Annotated in this window: 26 protein-coding genes, 10 tRNA genes and 1 rRNA gene; 6 read left to right on the plus strand and 31 right to left on the minus strand. The window is 41.3% G+C overall.

Translation table 11 applies throughout. From position 1 onward, the window contains the following. The 31 genes from ACZYRN_RS13090 to ACZYRN_RS13240 all read right to left on the minus strand — a co-directional run. Positions 1 to 117, minus strand: a 16S ribosomal RNA gene (locus tag ACZYRN_RS13090); the annotation flags it as partial. A 174-nt stretch (positions 118 to 291) separates the two neighbouring features. After that, positions 292 to 365: transfer RNA gene (locus ACZYRN_RS13095), tRNA-Gly, on the minus strand. A gap of 29 nt (positions 366 to 394) precedes the next feature. Then, positions 395 to 471 (minus strand) — tRNA-Pro (locus tag ACZYRN_RS13100). Positions 472 to 484: 13 nt separating this feature from the next. After that, positions 485 to 561: transfer RNA gene (locus ACZYRN_RS13105), tRNA-Arg, on the minus strand. A gap of 9 nt (positions 562 to 570) precedes the next feature. Beyond that, positions 571 to 656 (minus strand) — tRNA-Leu (locus ACZYRN_RS13110). 95 nt (positions 657 to 751) lie between these two features. After that, positions 752 to 827, minus strand: a tRNA-Lys gene (locus ACZYRN_RS13115). Positions 828 to 831: 4 nt separating this feature from the next. Then, a tRNA-Gln gene (locus tag ACZYRN_RS13120) sits at positions 832 to 906 on the minus strand. Between the two features lie 14 nt (positions 907 to 920). Further along, a tRNA-Asp gene (locus ACZYRN_RS13125) sits at positions 921 to 997 on the minus strand. Positions 998 to 1052: 55 nt separating this feature from the next. Next, positions 1053 to 1124: transfer RNA gene (locus tag ACZYRN_RS13130), tRNA-Glu, on the minus strand. 17 nt (positions 1125 to 1141) lie between these two features. Continuing rightward, positions 1142 to 1232, minus strand: a tRNA-Ser gene (locus ACZYRN_RS13135). Between the two features lie 8 nt (positions 1233 to 1240). Continuing rightward, positions 1241 to 1315 (minus strand) — tRNA-Asn (locus tag ACZYRN_RS13140). Between the two features lie 131 nt (positions 1316 to 1446). After that, on the minus strand, positions 1447 to 1908 hold the full coding sequence (locus tag ACZYRN_RS13145; RefSeq protein WP_488912296.1) for a SprT family protein: 462 nt from the start codon (positions 1906 to 1908) through the stop codon (positions 1447 to 1449). 2 nt (positions 1909 to 1910) lie between these two features. Next, positions 1911 to 4061 (minus strand): Tex family protein, encoded by a 2151-nt coding sequence (locus tag ACZYRN_RS13150; RefSeq protein WP_488912056.1) that lies wholly within the window; start codon positions 4059 to 4061, stop codon positions 1911 to 1913. Positions 4062 to 4277: 216 nt separating this feature from the next. Beyond that, positions 4278 to 4874, minus strand: a complete 597-nt coding sequence (locus tag ACZYRN_RS13155) for a PP2C family serine/threonine-protein phosphatase (RefSeq protein ID WP_488912057.1) — start codon at positions 4872 to 4874, stop codon at positions 4278 to 4280. After that, complete coding sequence (gene sigB / locus ACZYRN_RS13160) at positions 4874 to 5668, minus strand: RNA polymerase sigma factor SigB (protein ID WP_488912058.1); 795 nt, start codon at positions 5666 to 5668, stop codon at positions 4874 to 4876. The genes ACZYRN_RS13155 and sigB overlap by 1 nt, the downstream gene beginning before the upstream one ends. Continuing rightward, complete coding sequence (gene rsbW / locus ACZYRN_RS13165) at positions 5646 to 6113, minus strand: anti-sigma B factor RsbW (protein ID WP_488912059.1); 468 nt, start codon at positions 6111 to 6113, stop codon at positions 5646 to 5648. Before rsbW ends, sigB begins: the two co-directional genes overlap by 23 nt. Beyond that, positions 6113 to 6442 carry an STAS domain-containing protein gene (locus tag ACZYRN_RS13170; protein WP_488912060.1) on the minus strand — a complete coding sequence of 110 codons (330 nt, stop codon included), beginning with the start codon at positions 6440 to 6442 and terminating at the stop codon, positions 6113 to 6115. Before ACZYRN_RS13170 ends, rsbW begins: the two co-directional genes overlap by 1 nt. Before the next feature lie 89 nt (positions 6443 to 6531). Next, on the minus strand, positions 6532 to 7542 hold the full coding sequence (locus ACZYRN_RS13175) for a PP2C family protein-serine/threonine phosphatase (protein ID WP_488912061.1): 1011 nt from the start codon (positions 7540 to 7542) through the stop codon (positions 6532 to 6534). Positions 7543 to 7552: 10 nt separating this feature from the next. Further along, entirely contained in the window at positions 7553 to 7948 is a 396-nt protein-coding gene (locus ACZYRN_RS13180; RefSeq protein WP_488912062.1) for an anti-sigma regulatory factor, read from the minus strand. 4 nt (positions 7949 to 7952) lie between these two features. Beyond that, entirely contained in the window at positions 7953 to 8309 is a 357-nt protein-coding gene (locus ACZYRN_RS13185; RefSeq protein WP_488912297.1) for an STAS domain-containing protein, read from the minus strand. Positions 8310 to 8317: 8 nt separating this feature from the next. After that, entirely contained in the window at positions 8318 to 9139 is an 822-nt protein-coding gene (locus ACZYRN_RS13190; RefSeq protein ID WP_488912063.1) for an STAS domain-containing protein, read from the minus strand. A 189-nt stretch (positions 9140 to 9328) separates the two neighbouring features. After that, a complete protein-coding gene (locus tag ACZYRN_RS13195) occupies positions 9329 to 9679 on the minus strand; it encodes a type II toxin-antitoxin system PemK/MazF family toxin (protein WP_018395451.1) in 351 nt (116 codons plus the stop codon). A 5-nt stretch (positions 9680 to 9684) separates the two neighbouring features. After that, a complete protein-coding gene (locus ACZYRN_RS13200) occupies positions 9685 to 9966 on the minus strand; it encodes a CopG family ribbon-helix-helix protein (RefSeq protein WP_018395450.1) in 282 nt (93 codons plus the stop codon). A 136-nt stretch (positions 9967 to 10102) separates the two neighbouring features. After that, positions 10103 to 11242, minus strand: a complete 1140-nt coding sequence (gene alr / locus ACZYRN_RS13205) for an alanine racemase (RefSeq protein WP_488912064.1) — start codon at positions 11240 to 11242, stop codon at positions 10103 to 10105. A gap of 92 nt (positions 11243 to 11334) precedes the next feature. Beyond that, positions 11335 to 12303: a LolA family protein gene (locus tag ACZYRN_RS13210; protein ID WP_488912065.1), complete on the minus strand. Its 969-nt coding sequence runs from the start codon at positions 12301 to 12303 to the stop codon at positions 11335 to 11337. A 48-nt stretch (positions 12304 to 12351) separates the two neighbouring features. Further along, positions 12352 to 12699 (minus strand): holo-ACP synthase, encoded by a 348-nt coding sequence (acpS, locus tag ACZYRN_RS13215; protein ID WP_488912298.1) that lies wholly within the window; start codon positions 12697 to 12699, stop codon positions 12352 to 12354. Between the two features lie 61 nt (positions 12700 to 12760). Beyond that, the gene (gene cshA / locus ACZYRN_RS13220) at positions 12761 to 14251 is read right to left on the minus strand and encodes a degradosome RNA helicase CshA (RefSeq protein WP_488912066.1); all 1491 of its coding nucleotides are present in this window, start codon (positions 14249 to 14251) and stop codon (positions 12761 to 12763) included. Positions 14252 to 14386: 135 nt separating this feature from the next. Further along, positions 14387 to 15073 carry an alpha/beta hydrolase gene (locus tag ACZYRN_RS13225; RefSeq protein ID WP_488912067.1) on the minus strand — a complete coding sequence of 229 codons (687 nt, stop codon included), beginning with the start codon at positions 15071 to 15073 and terminating at the stop codon, positions 14387 to 14389. Positions 15074 to 15096: 23 nt separating this feature from the next. Continuing rightward, positions 15097 to 16473 carry a UDP-N-acetylmuramoyl-tripeptide--D-alanyl-D-alanine ligase gene (locus tag ACZYRN_RS13230; RefSeq protein ID WP_488912069.1) on the minus strand — a complete coding sequence of 459 codons (1377 nt, stop codon included), beginning with the start codon at positions 16471 to 16473 and terminating at the stop codon, positions 15097 to 15099. 12 nt (positions 16474 to 16485) lie between these two features. Further along, complete coding sequence (locus ACZYRN_RS13235) at positions 16486 to 17541, minus strand: D-alanine--D-alanine ligase (protein WP_488912070.1); 1056 nt, start codon at positions 17539 to 17541, stop codon at positions 16486 to 16488. 219 nt (positions 17542 to 17760) lie between these two features. Further along, entirely contained in the window at positions 17761 to 18534 is a 774-nt protein-coding gene (locus ACZYRN_RS13240) for a hypothetical protein (protein WP_488912071.1), read from the minus strand. A gap of 196 nt (positions 18535 to 18730) precedes the next feature. On the opposite strand from ACZYRN_RS13240, the gene mgtE reads away from it, so the two are divergent. The 6 genes from mgtE (at position 18731) to ACZYRN_RS13270 (ending at position 24409) form a co-directional block, all read left to right on the plus strand. Further along, positions 18731 to 20089 carry a magnesium transporter gene (gene mgtE, locus ACZYRN_RS13245; protein ID WP_488912072.1) on the plus strand — a complete coding sequence of 453 codons (1359 nt, stop codon included), beginning with the start codon at positions 18731 to 18733 and terminating at the stop codon, positions 20087 to 20089. Between the two features lie 198 nt (positions 20090 to 20287). Further along, positions 20288 to 21193, plus strand: a complete 906-nt coding sequence (locus tag ACZYRN_RS13250; RefSeq protein WP_488912073.1) for a hemolysin family protein — start codon at positions 20288 to 20290, stop codon at positions 21191 to 21193. An 82-nt stretch (positions 21194 to 21275) separates the two neighbouring features. Beyond that, complete coding sequence (locus ACZYRN_RS13255; protein WP_488912074.1) at positions 21276 to 21983, plus strand: polysaccharide deacetylase family protein; 708 nt, start codon at positions 21276 to 21278, stop codon at positions 21981 to 21983. Then, positions 21984 to 22568, plus strand: a complete 585-nt coding sequence (locus ACZYRN_RS13260; RefSeq protein ID WP_488912075.1) for a DedA family protein — start codon at positions 21984 to 21986, stop codon at positions 22566 to 22568. 15 nt (positions 22569 to 22583) lie between these two features. Next, a complete protein-coding gene (locus tag ACZYRN_RS13265) occupies positions 22584 to 23702 on the plus strand; it encodes an MGDG synthase family glycosyltransferase (RefSeq protein ID WP_488912076.1) in 1119 nt (372 codons plus the stop codon). A 95-nt stretch (positions 23703 to 23797) separates the two neighbouring features. Continuing rightward, on the plus strand, positions 23798 to 24409 hold the full coding sequence (locus ACZYRN_RS13270; RefSeq protein WP_488912077.1) for a DedA family protein: 612 nt from the start codon (positions 23798 to 23800) through the stop codon (positions 24407 to 24409). Positions 24410 to 24465 lie beyond the last annotated feature (56 nt).

Genomic DNA, 24465 nt, shown 5'->3' on the forward strand with positions numbered 1-24465 from the left:
TTACTCACCCGTCCGCCGCTAACTTGAACAGAGCAAGCTCTGTCAAGTCCGCTCGACTTGCATGTATTAGGCACGCCGCCAGCGTTCGTCCTGAGCCAGGATCAAACTCTCCAAAAAGTGTTTGACTAGCACATGATGTGCTGGCATCGGTGTTGCAACAGGACGTTGCGAACGTAACCGATGTTCCTTGCTTTGTTTATCTGCAGATGACGGGCATCTGCCAGATAAGTTTAAAACTAAAACGTTGACGTTTTTATTGATTTTGTTCAGTTTTCAATGTTCAATTCGTTATGGAGCGGGTGATGGGAATCGAACCCACGACATCAGCTTGGAAGGCTGAGGTTTTACCATTAAACTACACCCGCAAGATCGACAATATTTCCATTAAAGAAAATGGTCGGGAAGACAGGATTCGAACCTGCGACCCCTTGGTCCCAAACCAAGTGCTCTACCAAGCTGAGCTACTTCCCGTTTTTAAAGTATATGGCGCGCCCGAGAGGACTCGAACCTCTAACCTTTTGATTCGTAGTCAAATACTCTATCCAATTGAGCTACGGGCGCTTATTATAATGGTGCGGCCGAGAGGACTTGAACCTCCACGGGGTTGCCCCCACTAGGCCCTCAACCTAGCGCGTCTGCCATTCCGCCACGACCGCATTAAGCATTTTGTACAACTGATTATTCTTTACCAACAGAATTATATTCTACATGAGCTGTCTCAGTGTGTCAATACTTTTTTTAATTAACGTAATGGTGAGCCATGAAGGATTCGAACCTTCGACCCTCTGATTAAAAGTCAGATGCTCTACCAACTGAGCTAATGGCTCAAAATGGCTGGGCTAGCTGGATTCGAACCAGCGCGTGACGGAGTCAAAGTCCGTTGCCTTACCGCTTGGCTATAGCCCAATAAAAAATGAAAATGGCGGTCCGGACGGGACTCGAACCCGCGACCTCCTGCGTGACAGGCAGGCATTCTAACCAACTGAACTACCGGACCAAACATAATAAAGACATAGAGAAGGGAAGCCGTGAAAAAGCCGGCTTCCCGACGATGACCCCTACGGGATTCGAACCCGTGTTACCGCCGTGAAAGGGCGGTGTCTTAACCGCTTGACCAAGGGGCCTTTTCAAAATGTTATTCTGGCGGAGAAGGAGGGATTTGAACCCTCGCGCCGGTTACCCGACCTACACCCTTAGCAGGGGCGCCTCTTCAGCCTCTTGAGTACTTCCCCAAAATATATGGCTCCGCAGGCAAGACTCGAACTTGCGACCGATCGGTTAACAGCCGATTGCTCTACCACTGAGCTACTGCGGAACGGCAATAGCGTCTTATCGACAATTAGTATTATAGTTTTTAAAAAAGCTTTCGTCAATACTTTTTTATAAAGCAATAAATTAAAAAGCTGCTCAATTAAGATAGCAATTGAGACAGCTCCTGTCAATATGTTAATTAATTATTTCCGATATTCGTCCCCAGCATGCTCCACACACATATTTATGTACATTCATTTTTCGATAGCGTTGATAAACAAATCCACATTCTAGACAACGATAATGTAGAACCAAACGCACCTTCTTTTTCTCCTTTTCTTTTGATAGAGCCCGACAATAACGTGGAGAATCTGTTTCTGCCAAAAGTTTTTTAAAATCAGCATCTCCATGCTTATACCCTTTTCCCTGTAAATGCAGGTGATAATGACATAGCTCATGCTTTATAATACCGATCAATTCTTCCTCACCATACTCTATCGCATGCTTTTCATTTACTTCAATATGGTGGGAATGAAGCAAATAACGGCCTCCAGTTGTGCGCAGCCGTTTATTTATATATGCTTTATGCCGAAATGGACGATTGAAAAACTGAAGTGATAATTCTTCAGTTAATTGCTGAACCATTTCATCTGTTATGATCATTGCTCATCTGCCTGAACCATCGTTAATGCAATCCGTTCTTTCTCTGCATCTACATTTTCGACCCATACTGTTACAATATCTCCTACTGATACAACATCAAATGGATTTTTCACAAATCCTTTTTTCAATTTAGATATATGGACGAGACCATCTTGTTTCACCCCTATATCTACAAACGCACCAAAGTCTGTTACATTCCGAACCGTTCCTTCAAGTTTCATTCCTTTTTTCAAATCTTCCATCTTTAATACATCCGTTTTTAACAATGGTGATGGGAGTTCATCGCGTGGGTCTCGACCCGGTTTTTGCAGTGAATCAATAATATCACGTAATGTAATCTCGCCTATCTCAAGTTCCAGAGCTGTCTGCTGCACATCAAGTGATTGTAATGATTCAGCCAATTTTTCTGACCCGATTTCTTGCTTAGTAAAACCTAGTTTTTTCAATAAAGCAGACACTTCTTTATAACTTTCCGGATGAATAGACGTTTGGTCGAGCGGTTCTTCCCCTCCTGTAATCCGCAAGAAACCAATACATTGCTCAAATGTCTTGCCACCAAGACGCGGTACTTTTTTAATCACTGCCCGCTTTTGGAATTTGCCATTTTCTTCACGATACTGAACAATGTTACGGGCAACGGTTTTATTTAGGCCGGCCACATGTTCAAGCAATGATGGAGAGGCTGTATTGACATCTACCCCTACTCTGTTGACTGCTGTTTCAACGACAAATGAAAGAGATTCAGTTAATTTTTTTTGGGCAACGTCATGTTGATACTGACCTACACCGATAGACTGCGGATCAATTTTAACGAGTTCTGCGAGCGGATCTTGGATGCGTCTTGCAATTGACACTGCGCTTCGTTCTTCTACCTTTAAATCAGGAAATTCCTCGCGGGCAATGTCAGATGCTGAATATACACTGGCACCTGCTTCATTCACAATAATATAAGCCGCCTGTTTTTTCAGATGCGGAATCATTTCAACAACAAATTGCTCCGTTTCACGTGAAGCGGTTCCATTTCCAATTGCAATAATGCCCACTTCATATTGATCGGCGATTTGTTTAAATTGTTTCTCCGCCTCTTTTCTCTTTGCGTTTGGAGGATGCGGATAGATGACATCAATAGAAAGTACTTTTCCTGTTTCATCGACAACAGCCAGTTTGCAGCCTGTTCGATATGCTGGATCAACAGCCAAAACAATCTTTCCTTTTAAAGGCGGCTGCAGAAGCAAATTTTTTAAGTTTTCAGAGAAAATATGAATGGCTCGTTCTTCTGCAATTTCCGTTAGTTCATTACGTACTTCCCGCTCAACGGACGGCCGGATTAACCGCTTATAGGCATCACGCGCAGCAGCATTAACAATCGGCGCTGTTTCACTTCTGTCCGTTTTGACAAATACTTTTGTTAAATAGCGCATAACCCGCTCTTCATCAAAAACAATGCTGACTTTCAAAACATCCTCGCTCTCGCCTCGGTTCACAGCAAGTGTGCGATGAGGTGCAATTTTACTAATCGCTTCTTCATATTCATAATACATTTTAAATATTTCTTTTTCGTCTTCACCTTTTAATTCTGTTTTTACTTTCCCGTATTTCATCATATCGAGGCGGATACGCTTTCTAACGGATGCATCATCTGCTATTTTTTCAGCAATTATATCAGATGCACCCTGAGTAGCTTCTTCTGCATCCAATACCTGGTCGGATATGTATTTTTCGGCTTCCTGTTTCACATTTGCCTGTTTTGGAAAGGTTAAAAGCCACTCTGCAAAAGGTTCAAGCCCTTTCTCTTTCGCCATCGATGCCTTCGTTCGCTTTTTTTGTTTGTATGGCCGATATAAAGCTTCCACGGCCTGTAATGTCATTGCTGCCTTTATATGCTGTTCGAGTTCAGGTGTCATTTTTTCTTGTTCGATAATGGAACGTAGCACATCATCTTTACGCTGCTCCAAGTTTTTTCTGTATGCATATCGTTCAAGTATCGTTCGAATCTCTACCTCATCAAGCGACCCAGTCATTTCTTTTCGATAACGGGCAATAAATGGAATCGTGTTTCCTTCTTCTGTTAACTGAATAACTGCACGCACATTTTTTAGTAAGATATTGGTATCTGCCGCTGTCGCTTTTAATAATTGCTCTTCCATTCTCACGCCTCCGATTCTTTTATTGAATAATTTTATTTTAACAAAAAGCGTTGTTAAACAGTATTGTTGATTGAACGATTTTTGGCTCATTTCATTTTGGAACCCCGGTTACAAGGCGCCTTTCATTTAAGCTTAAAAGGTTGCTCTAGCTCAATGAGCCAAAAATGAATAACGTTCTACAACAAAGCCTATCAAAAAAATAAAAAACCTGCTGATTCACAGCAGGTTTCCGACGATAAACGTCGCATCATCATTCGATTTCGCCGCTACTTCGTTAAGTTCGACAGCGATTTGCTCTGTTGTTCGATAGCGCATTAATTCTTTCGTATTTAACATCGTTACTCCGTCTGAATGAATGAGAAATTTACTTCCTTGCTCATATGGAAACCGTTCCATGCGGTACCGCTGCGGACGTCCAGACAAATAACCGGTGACTGGGAGTGGATAGGTTAATTTCTGATCCGGCCCGTATAAATAAAACCGTATATTGCCTACACAGCTATATTCAAATTGACGGGTGCTGTATTTGATTTTAAAGAGGGCTGTTGCCGCTCCTCGTTTTTGATAAAGCGATTGATTGATTAATTCCATCAAATCCTCTACCGTCTCCGAATGCCAATTCTTCTTTACTACTTCCGCAGCTGCATTGGAGGATTCATAAGCATATTGACCGCTCCCAAGGCCATCTGCAAGCAGACAAATACATTCATCGCCTTGCTGATCAATATAATACGTATCTCCGCAAAAAGAATTCCCATTTTTAGGATAGGTACCAGCAATCATTTCAATAAAGGTATTTTTTATATGCTCCATCAAGATAGATGCCCCGTTGAATATGCCTCTGCCTGAATCGCTTCTTTCAGTTTTTTAATAGCCCGTCTTTGCAGCCTTGACACATGCATTTGAGAAATACCTAATTTATCACCAGCATCTTTTTGACTTAAATTTTCTAAATACGTATACTGAATGATTTGCTTTTCACGCTCAGACAAGACATGCAATACTTTTTCAAGCACAAGACGCTGATCAACACGTTCATAGCCTTCTTCAGGATTTCCCACAATATCAAGAAGCGTAACCGTACTGCCCTCTGAGTCTGCTTCAATCGAATGGTCAACCGACAATGCTTGATAACTTTTCCCCATCTCCATCGCTTCCAGCACTTCTTCTTCAGAGATATCAAGATATTGTGCTATTTCCTCGACACGCGGGGAGCGCTGCAACGAGGTTGTTAATTCTTCATTTGCTGATTTAATTTTTGGCCCGAGCTCCTTAATTCGGCGGGGAACATGTACACTCCAGGTTTTGTCACGTAAGAAACGTTTAATTTCACCAACGACTGTCGGAATCGCAAATGCTTCAAAGCTTTTGCCAAATGAATCATCGTAGCGGCGAATAGCACCGAGCAATCCCATCATTCCCACCTGCACGATATCTTCATGGTGGGAGCGGCCTTTTGAATATTTACGTGCGATTGATTCTACAAGGCCTTGATAATGTTTAACAAGCTTTTCCTGTGCTTCTTGATCACCATTTTCTTGGAATGCCTTAATCCATTCAATAGCCTGAAGCTTCCCCGCTTGGTTAGGTCGAGACGGTTTCTGCATCCCTCTCCACCCGCTCTCCTTCAAGATACTTAGTCATAAACAAAGTGATCCCTTCATTTTGATGCACTTTTACTTCATCCATTAATGTTTCGATTAAGTATAGACCAAGTCCTCCCTCACGCAAAAATTCTACAGAATGATCTGTGTATGGACCGAGCGATTTTTTTGTTTTATCAAAGTCAAAACTTTTTCCACTATCAGAAACAACGACTTCAAGATGATCTTCGTGTAAGCCAAAAACAATCAGCACTTCACCTTTTTCACCTTTGTACGCGTGCTGAACAGCATTCGTAATCGCTTCACTCGTTGCAATCTTCAAATCTTCAATTGTCTCGTAAGAAAAACCCATTCGGCTAGCGATTCCAGACAGTGTTAAACGTGTGACTCCCACGAATTCCGGCTTTGCCGGAATTTTCATTTCGATGTAGTCAACCACTGCCATCATTACATGCCACCTTCTGCGACAGAATTAATATTCATAATGTCTGCAAGGCCTGTGATATCAAAAAGACGTTTTAACCTTTCTGATAACCCAACTAGTTGTAACGTTCCTTCATTTGTATTTAAGCTTTTAAAGAGGCCTACAAATACACCCAGACCTGTGCTGTCCATATATGAAACCCCAGACAAATCAATCACGACATTCGCCTGTTGTTTTTCAGTATAAGGAAAAGTCGTTTCACGCAGTTTAGGTGCTGTATATGCATCAATCTCACCTGCAAGGGTGATTGTTGTTTGTAGTTCTTGCTCTTGTACGTCAATAGAAATGTTCATTCAAATTAAACCACCTTTTAATAAAATATCTAGCCTCTATCAGTTCATTATCTTCTTTTTACCCAATTTACTTGTATAGAAAACCCTTATCATGCTGTTCTTTTTAAAATGATCAATGTAAAATCATCCCGAAGCTGAAAATCCTGTAAATATTCAAGTTCTTTGTAAACTTTATCCGCAATATCCTGAGCACCGAGTTGTATGTATTTTTTTATATAGCCAATAAGTGTATCGACTTCTAAAAATCCATCTTCCGTCCGGCATTCCGTTACACCATCCGACATAAGCAAAATAACATCGCCTATCTCTACTTTTCTTTCGTATTCATTATATTTCGTTTTTTTATCAACACCGAGCAACAAGCCTTTTGCTTTCATTTCTTCAAATGTTTCTTTTTCACTATTATAAAAAAAGCCTGGTTCATGCCCGGCTGAGGAGTAATAGAATGTATGGTTTTCAGGGTGGTATATCCCGCTAAACATGGTAATAAACATCGTTGGGTCTACATTTTGTTCAACGACACGATTTAAGCGTTCTAGCACATCTCCCGGCGCCTGACTGTCGTCTGGCATACTATCCATTGAGTATTTAATCATCGACATGCAAAGTGCAGCAGGAATTCCTTTACCGATAATATCAGCAATCGCTACGCTAATTGCACCATTTTCATGAGAAACGAAGTGATAATAATCACCGCTCATCTGCTTCGCCGGCACGCTGATTGCCCCGATATCCAGAGATGGGAGGTAGGGAATTTTTGTACCGAGAAGGGTTTGCTGCATGCTCGCAGCCACTTCTATTTCGTTAATTAACTCCCGCTGAATGGTACGTAAGCTCTGATGTTCACGATAGGCAAGACCATATGCCATCATCACTTCAAGCAAAATATCAAGCGATAAAAGCAATGATTCCGGCAAATCAGGCTCCAACTGCATAAGAGATGTTTTATGAAGGCTAATCATTTCTTCTGGAGACACTTTACATTCAAGCAATTTTCTGCTGAACTTCTCACTCAAATAAAGTGCCTGTTCAGTTTGATCGCTAATATATGTTTTTAATATTTCTTTATAGTTATCAAGCATCGTGTCTCTGAAATTCATTCTTTTCCTCCTACCTGAGCCACTTCACCGACTGAATAAGAGTACCTTCTCCCAGGTGGGATTCGATCGAAAACTCATCCATCAACCGTTTAACTCCTGGCAGCCCTGCGCCTAGTCCACCGGAAGTCGAAAATCCATCTTCCATTACTTTGCGAAGATCGGAAATACCCGGTCCCAAGTCGCGTGAAATGATCGTCAGTCCTTTCTTTGCTCCATCCTCTATCTTTTCTATCGTAATTTCCCCTTCGCCTGCGTATAAATAAATATTACGCGCCAATTCACTGATTGCAGTCGTGATACGGGCTTGATCCACAATACCAAAGCCGAGTTCTTTTGCGACATTTCTGCCAAGTTGTCTCGCCGCTACGATATCCCATTCATTTATTATTTTAACACTAGAGTCCATCACTTCAGTCCCCCAGTTCCCGTTGAAGTTTCTCCAAACCTTTTTCGAGATCTAGTGCAGTCATGACTTCATCTAAGTGAATACCCAGTTCAATCAATGTAATCGCAACGGCCGGCTGAATACCAGTAATAACCACTTTCGCGCCCATCAACTTTGACATACTAATTACATCGCCAAGTACTTTTGCAATAAAGGAATCGATAAAGTCAATGGACGTAAAATCAATCACAACGCCGCGTGCACTTGTTTCATGAATTTTATGAAGAAGGTCTTCCTGAAATTGAAGAGCCGTCTGATCATCGAGTTCCCATTGAATCGATACGAGTAAACAGTCATGCAGTTTTAAAATCGGAATTTTCATATTCATTCTTACACCTCCACAATTTTCCTTGACGTCAGCATAAGTGCCTGTTCGACACCTTTTTTCAGTGTACTTGTCGTTGTCACGTCTTCTAAATTAATGCCTAAGTGGACGATCGTCTGAGCAATCTCAGGACGAATGCCTACAATGGTGCATTTCGCACCGACGAGGCGTACTGCTTCTGCTGCTTGAATTATATGATGCGCGACCATTGTATCGACAACTGGTACGCCTGTAATATCGATTAAAACAACTTCCGCACGGTGATTGACTACCCCTTCAAGTAAATTCTCCATGATTTTTTTCGCCCGTTCTGTATCAATCGTTCCGATAAGCGGCATAACCGAAATCTTATCAAAAACGGGAATAAGGGGTGCTGTCAACTCCTGAAGCGCAATTTTTTGAAGAGAAACGGTTCGCTCCCATGATGTTGTATAAGATTGCGTAATTGTTTTATACATAGGGAATATCCAATTGTTAATTTGAGCAGTAAAATCACCATAACTGTTACGATCAATGTTTCCTTCTTTTTTCATTCCATCCTCAACGATTTGTCCAAATATCTGCAAACCATCCGTGATCATCGTCAGCGGCCAGCCGAGATGGACAATTTTTTTCGCGAATTCAATCGCTCGATCATGAAATGCTTCTGCAGATTCTGAAAAATTCGACATAACTAGCTCAACAAACTCCACACTCGTCTTGACAAACATATGATCGGACATTGTTTGAATAGCTCGTTCGTCTGCTTCTTCGCGCATCCGTTCGATCCATTCATTTAAAATCTCATCACTATGAGAATGTACGTATTGATAAATTTTTTTACGCATTTAGTTCGCTCCAATCATCATTCCACTGCAATATATTGCCCCCCCTGGGGGGTTGCGTCAAAAACATTCATTATTTTCATTATAATGGTTATATGAACAATTAAAAAGCAGAATCATCCGTTTGGTTGAGAAATATTAAAATTAAAATTCATAAAAAAAAACATCTACGTTTCTCCGCAGATGCCTTCTTTAAAATTGAATAAGACCTAAACTGATTTGCAAGGCGTCGTCCACTTTTTCCATCATTCCATCGTCTAGCTGGGTTATTTTATCTGTCAGCCGCTGCTTATCTATTGTCCGGATCTGCTCGAGTAAAATGACGGAATCTCTTTCAAAACCATACCGCTCAGCATTAATTTCGACATGCGTTGGCAGTTTGGCTTTCTGAATCTGAGCTGTAATGGCCGCAACGATAATAGTGGGACTGAACCGATTCCCGATGTCGTTCTGGACGACAAGAACAGGCCGGACGCCGCCTTGTTCGGAACCGACAACAGGGGACAGGTCTGCAAAATATACGTCACCACGTTTTACGATCACACGGTTTATCCTCCACTTACTAAACGTTCGACTGTGTTGCCTGCTTCATATTCAGCCTGCATTGCTTCAGAAGCGATAGCAAGGTTGATTTTCGCCATTTCCATGTATCCGCGGCGCATAGACTCACGAATATGACGCTTTTTTCGTTCACGTAAATACATTTTTGTCGCACGATAAATAAATTCACTTCTGCTAATTTCTTCCTGCTCTGCAAAACAGTCAAGTTCATTTACAAACTGCTTGGGCAAGTTTACTAACACATCTGTCGTCGTACTGGATTCAGACAAGAACTACACCTCCACCAATCACTACACACGTCTCTTTTTTGTTACTGTCCTAAACATCATAACATTGCCTGTTCCAGGATGGAAGAGGCAATTAAAAAATATCTTCTAATAGTAAGTAGGAAGTGGTTCATCCTAATTACAATAACGGATTAGATATATGAATGATCTGCCCCTTTTCTTTATAGACACGTGGAACACGCGCAGTGATGACACACGGAACTTCGTAATTGATCGTCTCAAGTTTTCTCGCTATATCATCTATTGTTATTTCCTCCTCACCTTGGCGGCCAATAAGCGTAACTTCCGTGCCACATGAATATTCATGCGGCAGGCGAATCATACACTGATCCATACAGATACGGCCCACAATCGGTGTTCGCTTCCCATCAACGAGTACTTCCTGACCACTCAGCTTACGAATCCATCCATCAGCATATCCAATTGGCAACGTACCAATCCACTCTCCTTCCGACGCTTCATACGTTGCTCCATAACTGACTTTTTCTCCTGCATGCATTTGTTTTACATGGATAAGCTTTGTATGTAAAGAAAAAGCCGGCTTTAATTTGAACGGCAGCAATGATTGAATCTCAGGTGATGGTGTCAGTCCGTACATCGAAATACCAAATCGTACTGTATTGACACCCGCGCCTCGGAAACGAAGTGTTGCAGCACTGTTTGCACAATGAATATAGGGCGGTTTTTCTGAAAGGGATGAAACAAGCGTTTGAAAAGCGTGAAGTTGCTTTTCAAAATAAGCTGTATGTACTTCATCTGCCGTCGCAAAATGAGTAAATATACCCTCAAATACATATGATTTAGATTCATTTAGTTCATAGACGATTGACTGCAATTCATCGAATGTTTTCACACCTAGACGGCCCATCCCTGTATCACATTTGATATGTATAGACAGCGTTTGATCTCTTTCCATCTGCACATGAGTAAACCATTCTTTTTCATAAACGGTTAAAGATATATTATGTGCGGCCGCAATACTCGCAGTGTGGGGACGACTAGCACCGAGAACGAGAATCGGTGCTGTAATGCCCGCTTTTCTTAATGATAATGCTTCATCTAAAAAAGCAACCGCCAGCCCTTTTGCTCCTGCATTAAGTGCAGCGTTCGCTATCTGTACATCGCCATGGCCATACGCATTCGCTTTTATGACAGCAAACAGTGTCATTGAATCTGCTAAATGTTGAATCGCCTTTGAAACGTTCCACTTTATTGCATCAAGATTTATTTCCGCCCATGTATCACGATAATAATCCATCTTCTTCACATCCTAGTTTTCTTTAAAGTCATGATGCTTTCGCTTCTATTTTACACACAAAAAAAGCGGCGGTAAACTATGACCGCCGTCCTTTATTTTACTGCTCCGGGCTGCATAGAAGCTGCCAGGTATTCCATTTCACCTTTCGTCATTACGTCGGATGCGATCATAAATTCAACATCATTATATACCCATGTTAACGATCCTTCTGCTGATTCACCGGCTGCAAATCCCATATCTGCCATGTTACCTGATGCAGATATGATACTTTGTCCATTTAGAGCGGATGCTCTTTTTTGAATAAGCGTAAACGGCTTGTCTCCTCCATATGTTAACACGACTCTATCTCCTATTTTCGTTTCATCAATCAGCTTGGAATCTGTTATAGCGACTGGATAATGAACAATGAATTCTTCTTCCATTGAACCTGCTGTTTCTTTTACTTTTGTTTCCTTACGCTCAAAATCTTTTTTTGCAAACCTCGGATTTAAATCCATCTTTTTGAAAATGACAGTAATAACGGGCTTTTTCTGTTTGTCCAACACTTTGACCATCGCCGGTGTCATATCATCTTTATTAAATGTTATTTGCTGCCGTGGCAGAATCTTGCTATTTGTGTAGCGTGTTTTCGTTTCAAATACGTAATGCTTGGCTGTTTCTTTAAATGTTGCTTCTCCATCCGCCTTTATATCAGCAGCAAGTGACTCAAATAAATAAGACTGACTGCTATTTTCCGGCCAATTATTATCATACTTGAAACTTTTGCCAAGGGAAGGTGTCATAACGTAAATACCTGATTTGTTTTTCAAAATCGTCTGACTATGCTTATTAGTGACCGAAGCAAGATGCACGCGGTAATACGTATGCTGCTTATTCCAGATTTCCACATTATAGCTTTGTTTTTCTTTGCCGGCTTGAATTTCAAGTACGGCTTTCGCTTTATACCCAGCAGCGTTTTTTGCTTTCTCGTTAATATCTGTCACAACATCTTCTTTCGTCGGCGCTCCGCAGGCAGATACCAGAAGTAAAACGATTGCTAGTAAGCCAATCCACTTTTTCATTGCCGCACCCCTCTCATAAGCACTATATGAAGAGGTCAAGAGCAATATTCATTCGATCACAACAACTGCCGCAGCATATTCACGACTATGTGTAATTGTAATATGTACACCTTCTGAATAAGGGCGAATCAAGATCGGCCGTCCTTTTTCGTCTGAACTAATTTCAATATCTTGAAATGATAAGTGTTCACCAATGCCGGTTCCTTCTGCCTTCGAAAAAGCTTCTTTCACTGCGAACCGGCCGGCTGCGTATTCCCACCGGCGGCTTCCATTTTTATCGTGAAAAGACACGAGTTCCTGCGGTGTTAAAATACGTTCAATAAACTTCGGCTGTCGCTCGATCAAACGGCGAATCCGAGCAATTTCCACAATATCCATGCCGATCCCTTTTAGTATCTTGTTCACTTCCCTTCAAAAAAAGCCATCCCAGTCTGTACTGGGATGACTCACTTCTTTATTAGTTTGAAGAATATTTACGACGTCCGCCGCCTGAACCGCCTGAACCACCCGAACCGCCTTTACGGTCACGATTGCCATAAGTACGCCCGCCGCCTTGCCGGCCACCGCCACTTGATTTCCGATAGCCTCCGCCGCCTGAACTCTTACTACGGAATTTATCGCGTTTTTGTGGAAGTGATGATTCACTTGTAATATGAACAGGTGTACGATCCGGCTCTTTTGTGATCAGTTTTACAGCTGCTGCCACAATGTCTTCAGGGCTATATTGATCAAGCAAATTTTTTGCGAATGTACGGTATTCTGTTAATTCATTTTTCCTAATCGCTTCTTCAAGCTCTGTTACCGCTGCCTGCTGCTGACCGCTAAGTGCATCATCCCATGTTGGGGCTTCCATTGGTGTCATACGTTTTTTCGTTGTGCGCTCCACTTCACGCAGATAACTCATTTCACGAGGATCCACGAATGTGATCGCCATTCCTTCTTTACCGGCACGGCCTGTACGGCCAATACGGTGAACATAACTTTCTGGATCCTGTGGAATGTCATAGTTGTATACATGTGTAACACCGGATATATCAAGACCACGCGCGGCAACATCTGTTGCGACGAGCACATCGATTTTACCTGCTTTAAAACGATTCAACACAGTAAGACGTTTTGCCTGTGTCAAATCACCATGAATTCCCTCTGCCTGATAACCACGAAGACTAAGTGCATTGGCTAGCTCATCTACACGGCGTTTTGTACGGCCAAAGATGATTGCAAGTTCAGGTGTTTGAACGTCCATTAAGCGGGCAAGAACATCAAACTTATCCCGTTGCTGCACTTTTACGAAATATTGATCGATATTTGAAACCGTCATTTCTTTCGCTTTAATGCGGATCATTTCTGGATCTTTCATAAAACGTTCTGCAATGGTACGGATTGGTCCCGGCATTGTTGCTGAGAACAGCAGTGTTTGGCGTTCTGCAGGAACATTTGAAAGAATGGATTCAATGTCCTGAATGAAGCCCATATTCAACATTTCATCTGCTTCATCAAGAACAAGCGTTTGGATGTTTTCAAGTTTTAATGTACGGCGATTAATATGATCCAAAATACGCCCTGGTGTACCTACGATAATATGTGGACGTTGTTTCAATGCACGAATTTGGCGTTGAATGTCTTGTCCGCCGTATACAGCCAATACACGCGTACGTTTGCCGCTTCCTATTTTGTAAAGTTCTTCTGAGACTTGAATAGCCAACTCACGTGTAGGTGCAATAATAAGCCCTTGAATTGCTTCATTTTTCGTATCAATTTTTTCCACCATTGGAACACCGAAAGCAGTCGTCTTACCCGTACCCGTCTGCGCCTGTCCGATAATGTCTTTTCCTGCAAGACCTAATGGAATTGTATCCGCTTGAATTGGGGTCGCTTCTTCAAAGCCCATTTTGTCAATAGCTCTCAGCGTCTCAGCGCTTAAGTTTAAATCTTTAAATTTCGTCAATAGTTTCTTCTCCTTCTATGTTAAACTGCTGTCCGCACAAAAAATACCCTTCTACGTTCATGCGAAGAGCAACATGTCTATTACATCTTACCATTTCACGATCAAATTTTCAATGCGCATTTTTATAACTTTACGTTACTTGGACAAAAAAGTAAAGACTTTCTCGAAAAGTTCTTCTTTATTTCCAGTATGGCAAATTAAATGCTTCGCTTCCCGTGAATAATAAAGATGACGCTCTGCTGATGATACATGCTTATAAATGTAATCCGCACTTGTGACCGGTACAATACTGTCTTTCGTTCCTTGAGCAATCAATACGGGTGCCGTAATCTTTTTTAGCTCTGGACGGGCGAGACGTACGACTTTTTGAAACTGACGCGCGGCGGCCGGCGGCGTTATCATCAGTTTTTCCCGGTAACGCAAAAATAATTCATTTTTATGAAGCTGCTTTTCCCGCAAATCCCGCACCATTTCCTGAACGTCTTCTTTTATCTGCTTTGGATTTACGTATTTTACCGCTGCGCTAAGCAGAACTAGTTTACTGATTGAATAACGGGCCGTCAAATAAGCAGCAATCAATCCACCCATCGAAAAACCGATTATATACACTTCTTCGCATTCTTCAAACATTTTTTGAAGCGCTAATTCAGCGCAGTCGATCCATTCTGTACAAGTACAACCTTTCAGGGAGAGCGTCTCACCGTGTCCCGGTAAAAGAGGCACAATGATTTTCCAGTCGGTATGCTGCTGCAAATAATCTGCAATCGGTGCTACTTCATATGGCCCTCCTGTAAATCCATGTATACAAAGGCAGCCAATCATGACTGCTCACCGCTTTCCACATCTTATTTCGACAATCCGTCTACGACTTCTTCCAATTTCATGCCTCTTGACGCTTTAACCAGCAACAATTCCCCTCCCTCTAGAACACCCTCAACTGCTTTAGTTAATTCATGTTTATCCTGAAAGGCAAAAACTCTGTCGGGACCTAGTGCACTTTTCGCTCCAGATGCAATAAACTGGCCAAGTTCACCATACGTAAATAAGTAATCGATTTTATCTCCATCAATCACCTGACCCGTCTGATAATGAAAAAGTTCCTCATCCAGCCCAAGTTCAAGCATGTCACCGAGAATGATTATTTTCCGGTCGTAGCCAGGTAGTTCTGATACGAGCGAAATAGCTGCTTTTACCGATGTTGGGCTGGCATTATAGGCGTCGTTTATTATCTTTATACCCTTTTTACCTTCTACCCACTCCATCCGCATCTTTGTCAGTTTTACTTTGCGAAGACCCGCTGTCATATCTCCATATGGCACAGCAAACAAGCTTGCGGTTGCAATAGCTGCGAGCGCATTTATAACATTATGTTGACCGAGTACTGGTAACTTAAATCGGACAGACGGTTCTTTATTTATTGTAAAAATACTTCCATTTTCCGTTTGTTCAACAAATACAGGATAAAATGTGTTTAACTCGTCCAAACCGAATGTTACCGTTTGAAATGACACGTCTTCCGTTATTTTTTCAGTAAGATACGGTTCATCACCTAAATAAACAAGCGTTCCTGCACTCGATAAACCCGCTGAAATTTCCAATTTCGCATCTGCTATTGCTTCTCGCGAGCCGAGATCCTTCAAATGGGATTCACCGATATTTGTAATAATCGCTACATCTGGTGTAGCCAGCCTTGATAAAAGCTCAATTTCCCCTCTGTTGCTCATACCCATTTCAAGCACGGCCACTTCTGTATCTTCACTTAATGACAGCATTGTTAATGGCAGACCAATATGATTGTTATAATTACCTTCTGTTTTTTGAACACGGTACTTTTCTGCCAATACAGCAGCCGTCATATCTTTAACTGTCGTCTTGCCATTGCTGCCCGTAATACCAACGACTTTCACGTTAAGTGAATCGCGATATGCTTTTGACAGCTGTTGGAGTGCAAGCAATGGGTTTTCCACGATCAGAACCGGCAAATCTTCCGGCGCTCCTGGTATATCTTTTTGCCATAATGCCGCTCCCGCACCATTTTCAATGGCCTGCCGTACATATTTATGTCCATCTGTGTGTTCACCCGCGAAAGGAACAAACAAACAGTTTTCGCCTGCTTCCCGCGAATCAATGGACACCCCTTCAATAAGTCGTTCATTCCAGATTGTTACATCATTTTCTACATTTATCATTTTCGTTAACTGCTCAACTGTTTTGCGAATCATGAGCGCCCACCCTTAAACCGTATATTTAATCTTTTGTTTTTCTCTATGACGTTCCACCGCCAAATCAATCATCTGTTCAATAAGCTGCGGGTATTCAACCCCTGCTTCTTTCCAAAGAAGCGGGAACATGCTGAATGGCGTAAAACCTGGCATTGTATTTACTTCATTAATTAAGAAGCTCCCACTTTCTGTTAAAAAAAAGTCGGCACGAACAAGACCCGAGCAGTCGAGTGAACGGAACGCCCGAATTGCTAATTGTTCCATTTCTTTTTTCTGAGCATCTGTTATATTAGCAGGGATAATAAGTGCCGTATCTTCATCCTCATATTTCGCCTTATAATCGTAAAATTCCTTTTTCGGTAAAATTTCACCAATCACCGAGCAAACAGGCGCCTCATTTCCAAGGATCCCCACTTCGATTTCCCGGGCAACAACACCTTCTTCAATGATGACTTTTCTGTCAAATTGAAATGCTTCTTCCATTGCATCAGCAAGTTCTTCTTTGCTTTGGCATTTGCTGATACCGACACTTGAACCAAGATTTGCTGGTTTTACAAAACAAGGCCAGCCGATTTCACGTTCAATTAACGCGCACCCTGCTTCTTTATTTTGTTCCCATTCTATCCGTGTCATATGTGTGTAACCTACTTGTTTTAATCCTGCTTGTGCAAAGACATTTTTCATAATCACTTTATCCATGCCTGCAGATGAGGCGAGCACTCCGTTTCCTACATAGGGCACATTTAAAACTTCCAGCAAACCTTGAACCGTGCCGTCTTCTCCATTTGGTCCATGTAAGAGCGGGAAAACAACATCGTATTTTCCCTGTGCAAGCATGGAAAGAACATGTTCTGTCCCGCCGTTCCCAGTCAACTGTAATTCTTCTATCGTAGAAACAGGCGTTTCTAATCTTTTCCCCTCTGTCCATGTCCCGTCTATTGAAATGTAGATAGGGTATACATCAAATTTATATAGATCCAGCGCGGCTGTCACTGCTTTCGCCGTTTGCAATGATACGTTATGTTCCGCTGACTTTCCCCCATAAAGTAACCCAAGTTTCTTTTTCATTAATAAGCCTCCAAAAATTTCAGTATTTTCTATTTTACCATGCTTTTCTGTCATAAGAATAAACTTTCCGTCCGACTTCTTACTCAAATTATATAGTATGCTTACGTTATTTGAACATTAACAATGTTTCGTCTTCTTTTTTATATTAACTTTTAACGAAAAACGCTGTATATCTTGTTCGCTAAAAAACGGATTCTCATAACGAGAATCCGTTTATTTTCATTGTGAAAATACGCTCCATTCATGTGTTTTCTTATCAAACACGAACCGGGCATTTGGCAATGTTTTGAAGCTTGTTTCATACTCGTCAAACACATCGTCCATACTAACATGATCACCAACGACCCAGATTGGCACTTCCACTTTTAAGCGGCTTTGCTCTGCTTTTGCTAGTGAAATGACAACTCCCTCTTTCATATCTCCATAGGCAAGGGCGATCATTTCTGGTGGAATCGGTGGAAATAGGGATCCTTTTTTCAAAACGAAAAAGGACCGTTCACTGCGAAAGAAACCTAGTTTTAAGGAAATGACTTTACCAAGCACGCTGTAAAAATCAGGCATGTGACGATAATACGTTTTATTGAACCATTCATCATCGTGCGATAAGTACGCATAACGATTGTTCAACTTGCTGTAAAACGGACGTCGCAAATGTTCCTTGCTGTGAGCCAGATAAAGAAGTTCTGAAATTTCGTGTCCGTCCAATTCATTCAGTCCATCTATATCCTCAAAGTCAACCCAGCAAAAATCACCATACTCCCCTACGTCTTCCTTCATTAAACGTTGCAGTCCATCCGGTTCAATGTAATCGAAACGGGTATGCATATTAAAGTCACTATCCTCGAACTTGTGCTTTAATAAGAGTAAATGCGGGGGCGTCTCCGGAATCGCCTTTATAAATTCTTGAAATTCAATTCCATATGATACAACATATTGATTAATGGGGTGTAAATGTATATAAATCAATTCTTTCATATTTCCGGGACTTTTCAATCATATGACCTCCACATCACGACGAATTGCATAGCTGCCTCTATCTTTTTTTGTTATACTGTTATTTTATCAAAATTCATTCATCTTCGTATGTAAATTTACAAGGAATTTCATAAAATGTGTGAAACTTTTTTACCTATTTCGTTCTATACTAAATGAGCAGCTGTAATTTCACATAAAAGGAGGGCCTCTGTCTGTGATTTCCAACTTAACGGAAGATCAACTCACCCTGCTCGTCATCAAACTCTTAAAAGAAGGCAAAAAAACAGACCTGCAGCATTTAATTGATGAACTTCATCCGTACGATATGGCAGCCATCTATCGCAGCCTGCCGGAGAAACATCTCACGCGTTTTTTGCTGCATTTATCGATTCCGGTTTTAACCGATATGATCCAGGAGCTTGAAAGTGACGAACAAATGACCGTGCTCCAAAGAGTCGGAAAGGAGCGATCCCGAAAAGTACTTGACGATATGGACAACGATGATCTCGCTTCTCTTCTTGATGACATGTCACCAGAAAATATTAAAACTTTCTTGTCCGGTATGAAAAAAGAAGAATCCACCATCGTTGAAAATATGATGAGCTTTCCTTCAGAAACAGCTGGACGGCTTATGACAAACCGTTTTGTATGGATTAAACATTCCTATACAGTAAGAGAAGCTGTTGAAAAGCTGAAAAGTTTTGCCGAGTTCGCGGAAACAATTAACTATTTATATGTCATTGATGACGATAAAAAACTGGTTGGTGTTGTCTCTTACCGTGATATGCTTTTGGCAGACGCCCATGAAAAAATTGCTGATATTATGTACGCACGTGTGATTTCGGTCAGTGCGCACACCGACCAAGAAGAAGTTGCCCGTCTCATTCAACGCTATGACTTCCTTGCCATTCCGGTTGTCGATGAAACGAATGTTTTAATTGGTATCGTCACGTTTGATGATATTATCGATGTCGTTATTCAAGAAGCAAATGAAGATATTGAAAAGTTGTCTGCTTCGGGTAAATCAATTGACTTTGATACGAAACCTCGTGTAGCGGCATTCAGACGCCTTCCATGGCTCGTACTGCTTTTATTTATCGGACTCGTATCTGGCAGCATTATTTCCGGCTTTGAAGATACACTTCATCAAGTCGTTGCACTCACTTATTTTATGCCAATGATTTCTGGTATGACCGGTAACACCGGCACACAGTCTCTAGCCGTTGTCGTCCGCGGGCTTGCTTCACGCGATATTGATATGAAAACAGTTCTGGGGCTGATCATGCGCGAATTTGGTGTTGGATTGATCATTGGTGCTGTATGTGGTATCCTCATCTTTTTTATTGCCTTTTTCTGGCAGGGCAGCGCCATCCTTGGATTTGTCGTCGGCGCTTCTCTTTTGCTTACATTAATCATCGGAACGCTTGCTGGTACGATTATCCCGCTCATTTTATATAAGCTGAACATCGATCCGGCAGTGGCATCAGGACCGCTTATTACAACGATTAATGATATTTTTTCGCTCATCACATACTTTACAATTGCCTCATGGTTTTTAACACATCTTTTATAATAAAGATTACACAATTTGACCGAATTATCTGTCTTTAATATAATAGAAATAAGGAAGAAGAGAACGAGGGAAAGAGGGTGATCAAATGGGACATTGACGGTAAAAATAGCATCATATTCTGCTGGTTTTTCAAATTTGATCATCACATTTTATAGGAGGTGACTTCTTCTTTCGCACCCTGCGGGAGAAGAAATCTGATTGGACATATGGATTACACTTATCGCTGTTATCCTTGTAGCACTATCGTTTACAGCCATCCGGTTTATGAAAAGAAGAGAAAAAAATGAAACTGGAGATCCCCCCTCGATGGGGCGTTCCTCTGCTTTGCTTGCTGAAATAAACGGTGCCCACAATGACAGTACTCTCTCTGTATTAGGTGACAGAAGTGCGACAGAAGTCATGGTGCCTCGCACAGAGATGGCCTATATGGCAAAAGATGAGACTGTTAAAGAATGCATCAGCTTGTTTCAGAAAACAAAATTCACACGTTATCCAGTCATTGACGGCGATAAAGACCGAGTTATCGGCTTTGTGAATTTTAAAGAAGTCATCGCAGAATACGTATCTGATCCTTTAGTGGGGGCAAAAAGTATTAAACATTTTATCCGTCCCATCATTCGTGTCATTGACTCTATCCCTGTTCATGAACTGCTTGCGAAAATGCAAACAGAACGCATACAGATGGCTATCTTAATTAATGAATATGGTGGTACCTCAGGACTCGTGACAGCTAAAGACATTGTCGAGGTGATTGTTGGAGAGCTTCATGATGAATTTGATATTGCCTCACCGCCTGTCATTCAGATGATAGGGGATCGTCATTACATTGCTAGCAGCAAGCTGTCTGTATCGGAAACAGCCCAACTGCTGGGCATTGAAATGAATGATGATGATGTTGATACAATTGGCGGCTGGATACTGACGGAAAACTTCGATATTCAATGCGGGCAAACGATCGAATATAGCGGATTTTTATTTACTGTTTTAGAAATGGAAGATCACCAAATCCGGCAACTCGAAATCAAGCCGGTGACAGCTGTTAAACGAATAGAATCCTCCATGGATTCATCCGCTATTCCAATAGCTGCACCTAATAATGCTTAAAACCCGCTTTTCAGCGGGTTTTATTTTTTATATACCGGGAAAATTGACTCATAGACTGGACTTTATCAGGTTGGAGGTTTTTATGAAAAGAATTGTACAGGCGGCTCTGCTGCTAGCTGCCATATGGACGATTATTCCGACTGCTGCAGCACGAACATGCTCAACACGTGTAAAAAAACGCGGCTGCGACCGAAAACAAATCGCACTGACATTTGATGATGGTCCGGATCCAGTCTACACGCCTCTTCTACTTGACACATTACAGAAATATAATGTACAAGCGACGTTTTTTATTGTTGGAGAAAAAGCAGAACATCATCCTGATTTAATACGTCGTATACAGAAAGAAGGACATGACATCGGTATTCACAATGACCGGCACATTTCCAACTGGCTGCTATCGCCTTCCGCTATGAATCATCAGCTTGATCGTGCCGCAGAAAGAGTCTCTGCTATTACAGGGGAACGTGTTACATTGTACAGGCCGCCTTGGGGACATTTTAATCCAGTTACGCTGTCAAAAGCAAAACAGTTCGAGACGATTATGTGGACATCCATACCGGGGGACTGGAAAAAAAACATGACTGCCCGAAAATTAGCAAATAAATTATGCCATGCCCGGTCAAACGGTGCCATTATTACACTGCATGACAGCGGGAACACATTCGGCGCTTATAAAACAGCTCCACTTATGATGATTGAATCACTTCACTTGTTTTTATCAGATGAAGATTCTAGAAAATACGAATTCGTTACAGTCACCACTTTGTTTAATAATCAGAGGACTTAAATGGAATCATTAATCGCGGCTTATTTATCAAAATATGGATACGTCATCTTATTTTTCACTGGCCTATTTGGGATTGTCGGTATTCCCACACCGGAAGAAAGTTTGCTTATTTATATCGGTATGCTTGCGAAAAACGGCTCTATTTCCTTTGCACCTGCTGTTGCTGTTTTAACAGCAGGTGCCTTTACGGGCATGCTCGTGAGCTACACGCTTGGACGAATAATCGGGCAGCCGCTCCTTGACCGGTACGGTAAATATTTAGGCGTCACGAAAAAGAGGCTTCATAAAACAATCATGCACTGGAATTTATCAAAATCATTATTACTCGGGTTTTTTATCCCTGGTATTCGTCAGTTTAATCCTTACTTCGCCGGTATCGCAAAATTTTCCATTCCTTTATTTATCACTCTTTCCGTTTTAGGTTCTTTTGCATGGGTATTAGTTTATATATCTGCCGGTTTTCTTATCAGTTCATATATTCAAATTGAGCCAATTTATTTAAGTATCGCTGGCGCGTTTTTTTTCATTGTGTTTATGATCCGTTTGATTGTTCAATGGAGAAAATCGTCACATTCCCGTCGTTAAAGGAGTCAAAATTATATGAAAATTATTGTGCTTCCTTTATTCCGTCTGCCATCTGGACATCATAAAGCAGCGGAAGCCATTATTGAACGCATTGCTTGTGTTCGACCGGACGCTCAAATTCAAACGGTAGATTTATTAAGCTATTGTCATGAATCACTTGAAACAGTCGTTTCAAAAATGTACATGCAGTGGATCAGTAAAAACCCCGAATCGTACAGCAAGTTTTATAAATCATTTATTTATACACCGGACGGCAAACGAAATGAGCGCATGCCTATTCACGTCTGGGATAAATATTTTGAGTTCCGTCTTGCCCGCATGCTTGAAAAAGAACGTCCAGATTATATAATTTGTACACACAGTTACCCGTCAAAGCTATTAAATCATTTGAAACAACTTCGAAAAATAGACGTACCTGTCATTAATGTCTATACTGACTTTTTTGTCAGTGACGTGTGGGGAAAACAAAGTATCGACTATCATTTTGTTCCTCATCTGGAAGCAAAAAAATGGCTTGCAAAGTTTGATGTGCCCGGGAATCGAATTTTTGTAACCGGTATTCCTGTACATCCTTCATTTGAAGTGGAGCATGTGCATTCCGAACACCGTTCTATCCTTATCGCTGGCGGCAACAGCGGACTTGGCCACCTTGAAAAACTGCTGGACAATTTGCAAACTGATACACTTTCATATACGTATAATGTGCTATGCGGGCATAATGCAAAACTACGCGAGCTAATTCTATCTCTCAATCATCCACTTATTAAGGCACTTCCTTACATGAGCAGCCGGGAAGAGATGAACCGTTATTACGAAGAAGCTTCGGCCATTATTACAAAGCCGGGCGGCATTACTGTCAGTGAGGTTCTTGAAAAAGAGCTGCCTGTTTTTATTGCAGGTGCTCTCCCTGGACAGGAAGAGTTTAATGCGGACTATTTAAAAAAGCGGCAGCTTATTTATGAATTAACAAATAATAAACCGGTCGAACAGCAAATTACAGCCATTATTGACAATGACATTGAGCGTAGCAAGTGGAAAAAACGGATTGACATGTACCGCTTTGAAAAAGAACATTCACTTGAAACAACCCTTATCAATATATTCGGCAAAGAATCATCCTTAATCCCGCTTTAAATGCGGGTCTTTTTAATGGAGAAGATGAACTGTAAAGTGCTATAATTTCTTCTTAGGCGTTTTAAGCTCAAATCTTCTGTGAGAAAGGAATGGCCATGGAAAATTGGATTATATCAATGATGGAGCAATATGGATTATGGGGTGTCTTTTTTTTAATCGCACTTGAAAATTTATTTCCACCGATTCCATCTGAAGTGATTTTAACATTTGGTGGGGTTATGACCGGATCAACGGATTTGACCGTTACTGGCGTTATTTTAGCATCAACAGCTGGATCCGTTATTGGAGCCGTTGTATTATACGGAATCGGCCTGTTAATTGATGTGGAAAATTTAGAGAAAATTATTGACCGGTATGGCCGTTTTCTTCGTGTCACAAAAAAAGATATTCATCGTGCGGATAAATGGTTTGATAGGTATGGTGTATGGACAGTGTTTCTTTGCCGAATGGTGCCACTTATTCGCAGTTTAATCTCTGTCCCAGCTGGAATGTCAAACATGAACTTTTTTCTCTTTTTAATCTTCACGACAGCTGGAACGCTAATATGGAATACAGTTCTTGTCAATCTCGGTGCAGCATTTGCTGATTCATGGCATACAATCGTTGAATACATGGATGTATATTCAAACATTGTCTATGCAATCCTTGCCATCTTGTTTATTGCTGCGATTGTCTGGTACTTGAGAAAAATACGCCGTCGTTCATGAAAAAAGTCCGGGAATAGCTTCCGGACTTTTTTAAAACACATAAATGATTCACCTTC

The sequence above is a fragment of the Domibacillus sp. F004 genome, assembly GCF_057814295.1.